This is a genomic window from Bradyrhizobium sp. WSM1743, from assembly GCF_000473065.1.
Lineage (GTDB): Bacteria > Pseudomonadota > Alphaproteobacteria > Rhizobiales > Xanthobacteraceae > Bradyrhizobium.
This window is the reverse complement of record NZ_AXAZ01000118.1, coordinates 1-12,044: the sequence shown is the minus strand read 5'-3', so window position 1 is coordinate 12,044 and position 12,044 is coordinate 1. Positions and strand designations below refer to the sequence as shown.

Below are 12,044 nucleotides of genomic sequence, written 5' to 3'. Positions count from 1 at the left end.
CGCCTTCAACATCACCAGCCGCGGGTACGGCGGCGCCCCGCGCTCCGGTTCCGGCAGACCGCCCAGCACGTGCTCCACCGCGGTCCAATCCACCAGTTCGCTGATCCGCCTCAGCACCGGATTGCCTTTTCCACGCCGCGACGACGCCAGCGCGTCCGCAAAGCTCGGTTGCCCCACCTGCCGATATGCCATTCCCATCCCCTCCAATCGGTCTAGGGAATCGCAGATTCGCGAATAATGCAAAGCTCTCGCTTGCGGGAGAGGTGAACTTGCCACTACCCCCGTCCATCCAACGCCGTGGGCCGCCACACCAATAGCCTCCGCTCCACCAACGTGACGCCGAAATCGATCAGGATGACGAAGGCCGAGAGCACGAACATGCCGGCGAACACACCGGCGACGTCGAACACGCCCTCGGCCTGCTGAATGAGATAACCGAGCCCCGCTGCCGATCCCAGATATTCGCCGACGACCGCGCCGACGACGGCGAAGCCGACCGAGGTGTGCAGCGAGGAGAACATCCACGACAGCGCCGACGGCCAATAGACGTGCTGCATCAGCTGCCGTTCGCTCATGCCGAGCATGCGGCCGTTGTCGAGCACGGTGCGGCTGACCTCCTTGACGCCCTGATAGACGTTGAAGAACACGATGAAGAACACCAGCGTCACACCGAGCGCAACCTTGGACCAGATGCCAAGCCCAAGCCACAGCGCGAAGATCGGTGCCAGCACGACGCGCGGCAGCGCGTTGACCATCTTGACGTAGGGATCGAACACCGCGGCGACCAGCGGCTGGCGCGCGAACCAGAAGCCGACCAGCACGCCGCCGAGCGATCCGATCACGAAGGCGAGGATCGATTCCGCCAGCGTGATGCCGAGATGCTTCCAGATCACGCCGGAGGCGAACCATTTCACGATCTGGCTGAACACGTCGAATGGATTGGAGAAGAAGAACGGCGGCAGCAGGATCTTGCCGAACACGGGAACGGTCGACAGCACTTGCCACAGCACGATGCAAACGACCGCGACCAGGACTTGCAGCGCAAACAGCGTCGGGCGCGACATCAGACCGCCTCCACTGCGTGAGTGGACTGCGCGTAACCCTTCATCACCTCGTCCTTCAGCACGCTCCAGATCTCGCGATGGAGCGCATGGAACTCCTTGTCGAGGCGCACCTCGAAGATGTCGCGGGGACGCGGCAAGCTGACGCGCCAGTCGCCGATGATGCGCGAGGACGGCCCGGCCGACATGATCACGACGCGGTCGGCGAGCGCGATCGCCTCTTCGAGGTCGTGGGTGACGAACAGCACGGCCTTGCGGTCGGCGTTCCACAAGTCGAGCAGCAGGTTGCCCATGACTTGGCGCGTCTGCGCATCGAGCGGTCCGAACGGCTCGTCCATCAGCAGGATTTTTGGATCGCGGATCAGCACCTGCGCCAGCGCCACGCGCTTGCGCTGGCCGCCGGAGAGCATGTGCGGGTAGCGGCCCGCAAACGCGCCGAGGCCGACGGAGGTCAGCCATTTCTGCGCCTGCGGCAGCGCTTGGGTGCGCGGCGTGCCCTTGATCTCGAGCCCGATCGCGACATTGTCGAGCGCGGTCTTCCAGGGGAACAGCGCGTCGGCCTGGAACAGGTAGCCGGCGTCCTGGTTCAGCCCCGTTAGCGGCCGGTCGAATATCCTGACGCTGCCCGCCGCCGGCTTGAGCAGGCCCGCGGCGACGTTGAGCAGCGTCGATTTCCCGCAGCCGGTCGGGCCGACGATGGCGACGAACTCGCCCTGCGCGACCGCAAGGTGCGCCTTCTCCACCGCCGTATAGACCCGCCCGTCCCCCAGGCGGAATGCAACCTTGGCATCTTCCAGCGCCACTGCCGTGGGCGTTGTCATATGTTTCCTCCGAACTCAGGCCGATGCCTTAGCCGCTCGCGCGGCCAAGTTCAATCAAGGCGCCAAGCGTGCTACGCATGGGGTCCGTCATCCCCTTCACCCTCCCCCTCCAGGGGAGGGTAAGAGCGAGCCTACCTGCGATGCCCTCCAAGCTGGCGATCAGCTACCACAAGGTCACCAAGCGCTTCGGCTCCCTCACAGCCGTGGGCGATGTGTCGCTCGATATCGCCGAAGGCGAGTTTGTGGCGGTCGTCGGCGGGTCCGGCTCGGGCAAGACCACGCTGCTGCGGCTCGCCAATCGGCTGATCGAGGCCGATGGCGGCACCATCACGGTCGAAGGCGAGGACGTGCAGAATGTCGATCCGGTCGCGCTGCGGCGCCGGATCGGCTACGTGTTCCAGAGCGGCGGTCTCTTCCCGCATCTGAGCGTCGCCGACAATATCGGGATCACGCCAAAGCTGCTGGGTGAGCCGGCAGCGGCGATCGTGACGCGAGTCGACGAGCTCCTGGAGCTCGTGCAGCTCGACCGCGCCGCGCATCGCGATCGCCTGCCTGAGGCACTCTCCGGCGGCCAGCGCCAGCGCGTCGGCGTCGCGCGGGCACTTGCGGCAAGGCCGCGCATCGTGCTGATGGACGAACCGTTCGGCGCGCTCGATCCCCTCACCCGCGATGCGCTGGGTGACGACTATCGCACGCTGCACCGCAAGCTCGGCCTGACCACTGTGATGATCACCCATGACATGACGGAGGCGATTCTGCTCGCCGACCGCATCGCAGTGATGCGCAGCGGGAAGCTGCTGGCGCAAGGTACGCCCGCGGAGCTCTCGAACAGCAGCGACGGCTACGTGCTGGAGCTGCTGCGCACGCCGCGGCGCCAGGTCGAGCGGCTGAACACGCTGCTGCCGCAGAGCGGTGCGGCATGAGCCTCTTCACCGATCCGCGCTGGGGCGAGGCGCTGGCGCATCTGCCCGACTATCTCGGCAACCATGTGCGGGTGAGCCTCGCCGCGCTCGCGCTTGGCCTCGCCGTCAGCCTGCCGCTGGCGATCCTGACACGCAACCGTCCGGCGCCGCGCGGCATCCTGCTCGCGTTCGCCAGCATCGTGCAGACCGTACCTGGGCTGGCGCTGCTTGCGCTGTTCTATCCGCTGCTGCTGCTGGCTGCTTCCGTCACGCTGGCCTGGTTCGGCCTTTCCTTCTCCGCGTTCGGCTTCCTGCCGGCGATGCTGGCGCTGGCGCTCTATTCGATGCTGCCGGTGCTGCGCAACGGCATCACCGGCCTTAACGGCATCGATCCCGCGCTGATCGAGGCCGCCAAGGGTGTCGGCATGACCGCACGGCAATCGCTGCTCATGGTCGAGCTGCCGCTGGCGCTGCCGGTGATGATGGCGGGCATCCGCACCGCCGCAGTGTGGGTGATCGGCACCGCGACGCTCTCAACCCCGATCGGGCAGACCAGCCTCGGCAATTACATCTTCGCCGGGCTGCAGACCCAGAACTGGGTGTTCGTGCTGTTCGGCTGCCTGGCCTCGGCCTTGCTGGCACTCGCCGTCGACCAGTTGCTCGGTCTGATCGAGGGCGGTCTGCGCCAGCGCAACCGGGCGCGTGCTGGCCTCGGCGCAGTCGGAATCGCGGCGCTGGTCGCCGCTACGCTGGTGCCGACCATGGGACGCTCGTCGTCAGGCTATGTGGTCGGCGCAAAAACCTTCGCCGAGCAATACGTGCTGTCAGCGTTGACGAGGGACCGCCTTCAGGCGGCAGGCCTCTCGGCCTCGGCGCGCTCCGGCCTCGGCTCCAGCGTGATCTTCGAGGCGCTGAAGGCGGGCGACATCGATCTCTATATCGACTATTCCGGCACGCTCTGGACCAACCAGCTCCATCGCAGCGACATCAAGCCGCGCGCCGAGCTGGTCGCCGAGCTGAAGACGGCGCTCGCGAAAGACAACATCACCCTGCTCGGCGAGCTCGGCTTCGAGAATGCTTATGCTCTGGTGATGCCGAAGAAGCGCGCCGAAGCGCTCGGCATCCGCACCATCGCTGACCTCAGCGCACATGCCTCGACACTGTCGATTGCCGGCGACTACGAATTCTTCTCTCGTCCCGAATGGGCGGCCCTGCAAAAGGCCTATGGACTCCAGTTCCGCGCCCAGCGCCAGATGCAGCCGGATTTCATGTATGCGGCCGTCGCCAGCGGCGAGGTCGACGTCATCGCCGGCTACACCAGCGACGGCCTGATCGCGAAATACGATCTCGTCACGCTGGACGATCCCAAGCACGCGATCCCGCCCTACGACGCGATCCTGCTGCTGGCGCCGAAACGCGCCGGCGACGAGCGGCTCAAGACGGCGCTGCAACCGCTGCTCGGCAAGATCGACATCGCCACCATGCGCGAGGCGAACTTGCGCGCCAGCGGCAATGACGCGAATTCGTCGCCCGATGCGGTGGCGAGGTGGCTGTGGGGGAAGATCAAGCAGTAGGTTAACTGCACACCCGTCATCCTGAGGTGCGAGGCGTGCGCTGCGAAGCAGTGCGCGCGGAGCCTCGAAGGATGAACGGCCACGATGCAGCCGGGCCGTACATCCTTCGAGGCCTCCGCTACGCTCCGGCACCTCAGGATGACGGTGAAAAAAACTACAGCCCTCTGATCATCCCGGCGTCGATCAGCAGCCGGTTCAGCCGCCGCGCCTCGGCGCCGCCCTTGCAGCCGTAGAAGATGCCCTTGCAACGGAGCATGATCGCCTTCTGCTCGGCGAAGGACGGGTCGAGCGGAATGCCGGCAGCTTCCTGGATCACCAGCGGCAGATAGGGGCCATCGATCGTGTCCATCACGGCCGCGCTTCTGACCGGCTCGAAATTGACGGCGTCGATGGCGTAATAGGTCGCGTAGAGACGCGGATCGTAAGCGTCGAGCTTCTTCCCGATCGCGCCCTCGTCGAGCCCGGGCTCGAGCAGGTTCGGCGCGAATTCCGGCTGGTGATCGCCATAGCGCACGATCAGGAAGGGTTCACCCGGAAAGGTCTTCTTCAGGCCCGCGACGAACGCCTTGTACTGCTCGGCGCTCATCGCCTGCCGGCGCAGATATTCGTCGATGGTCGGCGTATTGCCCGGCGCGCGCCAGTTCGGCAGCAGGTCGGGACGGAAGCGGGTCTCCCAGGGGAAATGATTGGCTCCGAGATAGATGAAGGTGAACAGCGGCTTGTTCGGCGGCTGCTGACCCATCAGCTGAAGCGCTTTGTCGTAGAAAAAGCTGTCGGGCTCCACATCCTTCGCGCCGAGATCCTTGGAGTCGAGGAAACGCTCGATGCCGGTCGTCATCTGGAAGCTGCGCGCGCCCATGAAGCCGCCATGGGCGGGATAGAGCGACAGCGTGTCGTAGCCGCAGCGGCGCAGCGCCAGCGGCAGGCCACGCTCGACGCGGCTCGAGGCGATGCGCGTCACGAAATAGGCGAAGCGACCGAACGAGCGCGAGGAGAGCCCTGCGAGCACGTTGTATTCGGTGAACCAGCTCGGCCCGCCATTGCTCTCGGCGAGAAACGTGCGCTGCTTGCCGTCCCACGACTTGAAATGATCGCCATAGCGCGGCGGCACCTTGATGCCCTGTGCGGCGCGGATGTCGAAGCTGGATTCATCATGGATCATGATGATGTTCGGCCGGCGGCCCGCAGGGTGGCAGGCATCGACGAGAGGCATGTTGAGCCGCTCGTCGCTCGCCGCGGCCGATTCCATGAAGCCGTACTGCGCAAAGTCGGAAACGGCGGAGACGCCCGAGCGGAAGAACTTCGAGAGATAGCCGTCGTCGTAATAGCCGCGCCAGGCCTCGTCCGGATGATAGAGCGAATAGCCGACCAGGGCGGCAAGGCAGGCGAGCTTGCAGGCGAGCGCCGGCAGGCGGCGGATGCGGAACGGATCGAGCCACCACAGCGCGTACATCAGCGGCAGCGTGACGAGACCGGCCAGGATCACCGACCAGCGCAAATTCGGGAAGATCGTGAACATGAAGGCGACGGTGTCGCGGTCGATCATCATCAGGTCGATGAAGTTGACCGTCATCTGCACGACGTCGTGCTTGAGCCGCGACAGCAGCACCAGCACCACGACCAGGGTCAGCGACAGCGCGCCCGAGAGCGCCGGCCGCCGCAGCAGGGTGATCCAGAAGAAGTTGAGGATGCCCCAGGCCAGCGCGAAGGACAGGCGCGAGCCGAAATCGGTCTCGGTCTCGTACATCAGCGCCAGCGCAGCCAGATGCGGCGCGGCAACGGCGAGCAGCCGCCAGATGCCGAGCGCGGCGACGCTCGCCAGCACGGCGGTGGTGGCAGAAGGACCTGGATTGGGCGCGGACGCCATCGACGACACGCAACTCTGGTCCGGCGCGGTGATGCCAAGCCGTCTGGCCGGCCTGAAAACGGCCAGGGCGTCCGGGGCAGCCGGAAGCCTGCACCGTGTCACAAAACTGTAACGGAACGGTCAAGGACAGGCAACGCGCGGTGCGGTCCGACCTTCGCTTATTGTTAGTGGGCTGCGCCGCACGCCATCGACCGGAGCCGCGCGCCTAGGGCTTTGCGATCCCCGCGATGAACAGGTCGAGCACCCCTTCCGCCATCCGCTCGATCTCACCCTCCTCGACGCCCCAGCGCGGAAGGTGGCCGTCGAGTTTCATCCGGGCGAAACCGTAGACCAGGGCGCGGCCGGCGATCTGGATGCGCTTGAGGTCGGCCGACCGCAGCAGGCCCTGCGCAGCCGCGTCAGCCAGCATCTGCTCCGTCAGCGCGATCAGCTCGGCATTGTCTCGTGTCAGCTCCGACGAGCCGCCATGGGCGAAATAGCGCCCCGTCGAGATGATCTCGAAATGCGCGGGGTTGCGCATGGCCCAGCGGAGGTAGGCCAGGCCGAAGGCACGGAAGCGGGCGAGCGGACCTGCGGCCGGAGACTCGCTGAGCGCCGCCTCGATCTCGGCACGAAAACGCCGCTGCGCCTCCTCGGCCACTGCCGCCATCAAGGCATCGCGGTTGGGGAAGTGCCGGAACGGTGCTCCCGGCGACACCGTGGCGCGGCGGGCCGCCTCACGGACAGAGATTTCGGCCCCCTCCGCCGCAAGTTGCAGCGCAGCGTCGATCAAAACGCGGCGGAGGTCGCCGTGATGGTATGGCCGGGCTTCGGCTGCGGGGCGACGGGCGCGCGGCTTGGATGACTGGCGGACCGGCATGGACCCTTTTTAGCCTCACCCGAACGTGAATGTAAGCAATGATTACACCATTGACGATCTCGCCTCCCACTATGTAATCGATGATTACATAGTGGGAGATCGCCCATGTCGCAACGTCAAAGCTGGCTCGAAGGCTGGCGGCTGCTTGCCGCCCTCTGCTTGAGCCTGGTCGCGCTGAGCCTATGGATCGCCTCGATGCGGCAGTTCGAGGTCGAGGGCGTCCGCATGGTGATCCGCTTCACGGCGCGAAGCTCGCTCCTGCTGTTCTGCCTGGCCTTCAGCGCCGCGGCGCTGGGGCGGCTCTGGCCCAATGCCTGGACGCGCTGGCAGAAGCGCAACCGCCGCTATCTCGGCTTGAGCTTCGCGGTCTCCCACGCCATCCACGCGGTGGCGATCGTCACGTTTGCCAGGATGGATCCGGCCGGATTTGCCGAGGCCACCTCGGCGGCCTCCTACATCTTTGGCGGCATCGGTTATGGCTTCATCATTGCCATGAGCGCGACGTCGTTCGACCGCGCCGCCGCGCTGATCGGCCCGCGTGCCTGGCGGGCGCTGCACCTTGTGGGCGGCTCCTATCTCTGCTTCCAGTTCATGGTGTCGTTCGGCAAGCGCGTGCCGGCGATGCCGCTCTATGCCGCCTTCCTCATCCCGCTGCTGATCGTGATGGCGCTGCGCATCATCGCGATGGCCCGCCACCCGCGCGGGCAAACCGTCGCGGCAGGATAAACCGCCAGCGTCACCGCGGCAGCAAGCCGAGCCGCTTGGCGATGAGGCGGTCCAGCGTCCGTTTCGGCAGCAGGGCACCGATCAGGTGGCGCAGCGGGTCCGGCGTGATCTGGTAGCGCACCTTGGGGCTGGCCGCGGTCAGCGCCTCGAATACGATTTCGGCGATGCGCTTCGGCCGGCAGCCCCTTGGCGCCGATCTCCATCATGAAGGCCATGACCTTGTTCAGCGCCGGCAGATAGGGCGAGTTCTGGTAGACGGAGAGATCGATCTGTTCGGCCTTGCTCCAGATCGGCGTCTTGACCGCCCCGGGAGCGATGATGATGACGTCGATCCCGAACAACATCAGCTCGCGGCGCAGGCTTTCCGACAGTCCCTCGATGGCGTGCTTGGAGGTGCAGTAAGGCGCCGATAGCGGATTGCCGTCCTTGCCCGCGACCGAGCTGATCATCACGATCCGCCCCTTCGGCCGCTTCAGCGAGGGATCTGCGCCGAGCAGTGGCCCGAACGCCTGCGTCGCGATGACCGGGCCGATGACGTTGACATCCATCTGGCGGCGGAAATCATCGGCCGACAATTCGAGCAGGGGACCGGCGACCGCGATGCCGGCATTGTTGACGAGGCCGGCCAGCGTCTCGCCGCCCAGCACCTCGCGGACTGTTCGCGCAGCAGCAAGGACTGCGGGCTCGTCGGTGACGTCGAACAAGAGCGGCGTGAAATTGGCGCCGAGCTCATCCTTGAGCCGGTCAGCGTCCGCCTGCTTGCGGACGCTGCCGAAGACGCGGTAGCCGCGCCCGATCAGAAACTTCGCGACGGCCCAACCGATGCCTGTGGACGCGCCGGTGACGACGACAGATCGCATGGTCCTCCCTCTCCAGTTCCGGCGATCATGTAGGAGAAAGGCGCCAGGACGCAATGGCACGTCTTCGCAATGCGCGTGATGAGACTACGGATGAAGAGCCGAATGCTGGCCCCTGAAGACGCAGATGTTTTAGCGCTGGAAAGGCCGCGAGAGAGTCTGAGAAGCGACGCGAGATCAAGAAAGTGGTTTAAGCGTCAGTTCTTCGCGTTCAGGCTGCGCTTCAGCTCGCGAAGAATTTGAATGAAGCAGCAATGCTTCGCGCAAGAATGAAAGAGCGAGACCGCTGTTTGCGATCTCGCTCGACACTAGTTGCGAAGGTTTAAGATTGGTTTGACGAGCGAAGCTCGTGTCTCACTCGCATTCCGGGACGCGCGTTAGCGCGAAGCCGGAATCCCGAGGTCGTCGATCGAGATTCCGGGTTGCGCTTCGCGCCCCCGGAATGACGGCGTGGCTATCAGTTCTTGCTCTTATCGACCAGCGCGCCCTTCTTGATCCAGGGCATCATGTCGCGGAGCTTGGCGCCGACTTCCTCGATCGGGTGCGCGGCGAGCTTGGCGCGGGTCGCCTTGAACGAGGTCTGGTTGACCTTGTTCTCAAGCATCCAGTCGCGCGCGAACTTGCCGCCCTGGATGTCGGCCAGAACCTTGCGCATCTCCTTCTTGGTCTCGTCGGTGATGATGCGCGGACCCGTGACGTACTCGCCGTACTCGGCGGTGTTGGAGATCGAGTAGTTCATGTTGGCGATGCCGCCTTCATAGATCAGGTCGACGATCAGCTTCACTTCGTGCAGGCACTCGAAATAGGCCATCTCCGGCGCGTAGCCGGCTTCGACCAGGGTCTCGTAGCCGCCCTTGATCAACTCGACCAGGCCGCCGCAGAGCACCACCTGCTCGCCGAACAGGTCGGTCTCGCACTCTTCCTTGAAGGTGGTCTCGATGATGCCGGCGCGGCCGCCGCCGATCGCCGAAGCGTAGGACAGGCCGAGGTCATGGGCATTGCCCGAGACGTCCTTGGCGATCGCGATCAGGCAGGGCACGCCGCCGCCGCGCTGATACTCCGAGCGCACGGTGTGGCCGGGGCCCTTCGGCGCGATCATCAGCACGTCGAGGTCGGCGCGCGGATCGAGCAGGTTGAAATGGACGTTGAGGCCGTGCGCGAACACGAGGGCGGCCCCCTTCTTCATGTTGTCGTGCAGGTGCTCGCGATAGATATCGCCCTGAAGCTCGTCCGGGGTCAGCATCATGACGAGGTCGGCCCATTTGGCGGCTTCGGCGACTTCCAGCACCTTGAAGCCGGCAGCTTCCGCCTTCTTGGCCGAGGCCGAACCCTTGCGCAGCGCAATGGCGACTTCCTTGACGCCGGAATCCTTCAGGTTGAGCGCATGGGCGTGGCCCTGGCTGCCGTAGCCGACGATGGCGACCTTCTTGCCCTTGATCAGGTTCAGGTCGGCGTCGCGATCGTAATAAACACGCATAGTCGTTTCCTCGTTCAGGGCCGAAAATCGGCCAATGGTCAGTGTCCGAAGGGTGAAATTTGCGGATTTCGGGGGCTGTCTAGAGCATTTTCAGCCCTGAGGGAAACCCGTTTCTGCATGGAAATCCGCGACATCATGCATCCATGAAAACGGGGTAGAGGGAGACCAGCAGCAGGATCGCCATCAGGATATTGAAGGCGCGCACCAGACGCTCGGAGGTCAGGATCGGCCGCAACGCGGTGCCGAACAGCGCCCAGACCACGGTTGAGACCGTGCCGACGACGAGGCTGATCACGGTCTGGATAGCGATGTTGAGCGGGAATTGGGCGATCGCAGCATAGGCCGTGATGGTGCCGATCACGATCACCCAGCCCTTGGCATTGATCCACTGGAACATGGCCGCGCCCCAGAAGGTCATCGGGCCGCGGGCCTTCTCCTCGCCCGGCTTGGCCGGACCGGACATGGCGATCACGGCGGCCAGGTAAATCAGGTAGGCGGCGCCGGCATATTTCAGAATGGTCTGAAGGATCGGATAGGCCAGGAACACGGTGCCGAGCCCGAGGCCGACGGTGGCAACCATGAAGGCAAAGCCGATGACGATGCCGACGATGTGCGGGATGGTACGGCGGAAGCCATAGGTCAGGCCCGAAGACAGCAGCATGATGTTGTTCGGCCCGGGCGTGAAGTACATCACGATCATGAAGGCGAGAAAGGCATAGAACAGCGAGTAGGCCATGCTCACCTCACGCGGTCTTCGGCAGGACTTGCGGGCGCTTCGCCAGCAGCATCACGGCGATACCGCCGATCACGGTCAGCATGCCGGCGAGGCGCAGCGGGCCGAACCGTTCGCCGAACACGATGCTGGAGGCGGCGGAGCCGACGAACGGCACGAGCAGTGCGAACGGCACCACCTGGGCCGCTGGATAGTCGCGCAAGAGGCGGCCCCATAGCCAATAGGCGATGCTGGTGGAGATGCCGCCGAGCATCAGCATGCAGAGCGCCGACGCGAGCGACATGTGCGTCAGCGACGTCCAAGTCGACGCCGGTCCGTTGGCGACCAGCGCCAGCACGAACAGCGGCACGGCGGAGGCGAGGCAGAGCCAGGCAAACAGGTCGAACATCGGCACGCCGCGGGCGCCGCGCAGCAGGAGATTGCCGACGGCAAAGCTGAGCGGCGAGATCATCAGCACGGCGAAGGCGGCAACGCTGAAATCGTAACCGACGGTGCCGCAGATCATCAAAAGGCCGGCCGCGGCAACGACGATACCCAGCGCCTGCATCGGCGTCGGCCGCTCGCCGAAGGCGAGCGCGGCAAAGCCGATCGTGAACAGCGCCTGACTCTGCACGACGACGCTGGTCAGGCCCACCGGCACGCCGTGGGCGATGCCGTAGGCCTGCGACAGGAACTGACCGAAAAACAGCGTGAAGCTGATCGCGATCAGCAGCGACCAGGCAACCTTCGGCTTGGGAATGACCAGGCACGGCACGGCGGCGATCGTAAAACGCAACGCCGTCATCAACTCCGGCGAAAGCTCGTCGAGCGCGATCCGGCTCGCCACAAAGGCAAGCCCCCAGATGATCGCCACCAGGACGGCGATGAGGATGTCGGCCGGCTTCATTCCAAACTCCCTAACCTCTCCCGCTTGCGAGAGCTTTGCTTAATGGGATGTGAGCGAGTGGTTCCCGATGTCGGGCTTTTTTTGCGCGGCGTCGGACGGCGCGCGGCGTGGAATGGGTGCGTTTTCCGCGGCCGACCGCTGGCGTCGGGCGGCGGCGGTCATGCCGCAGCTCCCGCAGGAGACAGCACCGCCCATCGTTTGAGATTCATGGCGAGGCAGATCAGGCGCAGATGCGTCTGGTTGCGCGCCAAGCCCAGATAGCGGGCGCGCGCCCAGCGGTA

10 protein-coding genes and 2 pseudogenes are annotated in these 12,044 nt (G+C 65.1%); 3 read left to right on the top strand and 9 right to left on the bottom strand.

The genetic code is table 11. From position 1 onward, the window contains the following. The 3 genes and pseudogenes from YU9_RS43820 to YU9_RS0137210 form a co-directional block, all read right to left on the bottom strand. Window positions 1–192: pseudogene (locus tag YU9_RS43820) on the bottom strand (IS5/IS1182 family transposase); the annotation flags it as partial. Between the two features lie 83 nt (window positions 193–275). Further along, window positions 276–1,064 (bottom strand): ABC transporter permease, encoded by a 789-nt coding sequence (locus YU9_RS0137215; RefSeq protein WP_027577262.1) that lies wholly within the window; start codon window positions 1,062–1,064, stop codon window positions 276–278. Further along, a complete protein-coding gene (locus tag YU9_RS0137210; RefSeq protein ID WP_027577261.1) occupies window positions 1,064–1,882 on the bottom strand; it encodes an ABC transporter ATP-binding protein in 819 nt (272 codons plus the stop codon). The genes YU9_RS0137215 and YU9_RS0137210 overlap by 1 nt, the downstream gene beginning before the upstream one ends. A 140-nt stretch (window positions 1,883–2,022) precedes the next feature. Here YU9_RS0137210 and YU9_RS0137205 point away from each other — a divergent pair, with 140 nt between their 5' ends. Beyond that, entirely contained in the window at window positions 2,023–2,805 is a 783-nt protein-coding gene (locus YU9_RS0137205; protein ID WP_027577260.1) for an ABC transporter ATP-binding protein, read from the top strand. Continuing rightward, a complete protein-coding gene (locus tag YU9_RS0137200; protein ID WP_027577259.1) occupies window positions 2,802–4,358 on the top strand; it encodes a glycine betaine ABC transporter substrate-binding protein in 1,557 nt (518 codons plus the stop codon). The genes YU9_RS0137205 and YU9_RS0137200 overlap by 4 nt, the downstream gene beginning before the upstream one ends. Window positions 4,359–4,512: 154 nt before the next feature. On the opposite strand, the gene YU9_RS0137195 is transcribed toward YU9_RS0137200, so the two are convergent. Both YU9_RS0137195 and YU9_RS0137190 read right to left on the bottom strand, forming a co-directional pair. Next, window positions 4,513–6,225: a sulfatase-like hydrolase/transferase gene (locus YU9_RS0137195; RefSeq protein ID WP_027577258.1), complete on the bottom strand. Its 1,713-nt coding sequence runs from the start codon at window positions 6,223–6,225 to the stop codon at window positions 4,513–4,515. Between the two features lie 205 nt (window positions 6,226–6,430). Next, entirely contained in the window at window positions 6,431–6,997 is a 567-nt protein-coding gene (locus tag YU9_RS0137190; RefSeq protein ID WP_245266705.1) for a TetR/AcrR family transcriptional regulator, read from the bottom strand. A 192-nt stretch (window positions 6,998–7,189) separates the two neighbouring features. Here YU9_RS0137190 and YU9_RS0137185 point away from each other — a divergent pair, with 192 nt between their 5' ends. Next, a complete protein-coding gene (locus YU9_RS0137185; protein WP_027577256.1) occupies window positions 7,190–7,810 on the top strand; it encodes a hypothetical protein in 621 nt (206 codons plus the stop codon). 10 nt (window positions 7,811–7,820) lie between these two features. On the opposite strand, the pseudogene YU9_RS43815 reads toward YU9_RS0137185, so the two are convergent. From YU9_RS43815 to YU9_RS0137165, 4 genes and pseudogenes are all read right to left on the bottom strand, one after another. Beyond that, window positions 7,821–8,670, bottom strand: a pseudogene (locus YU9_RS43815) (SDR family oxidoreductase). Between the two features lie 454 nt (window positions 8,671–9,124). Beyond that, window positions 9,125–10,144, bottom strand: a complete 1,020-nt coding sequence (gene ilvC, locus YU9_RS0137175; RefSeq protein ID WP_027577255.1) for a ketol-acid reductoisomerase — start codon at window positions 10,142–10,144, stop codon at window positions 9,125–9,127. Between the two features lie 133 nt (window positions 10,145–10,277). Beyond that, a complete protein-coding gene (locus YU9_RS0137170) occupies window positions 10,278–10,880 on the bottom strand; it encodes a LysE family translocator (RefSeq protein WP_027577254.1) in 603 nt (200 codons plus the stop codon). A 7-nt stretch (window positions 10,881–10,887) separates the two neighbouring features. Further along, window positions 10,888–11,763, bottom strand: coding sequence for an EamA family transporter (locus tag YU9_RS0137165; protein ID WP_027577253.1), 876 nt, complete (start codon window positions 11,761–11,763; stop codon window positions 10,888–10,890). Window positions 11,764–12,044: the final 281 nt, after the last annotated feature.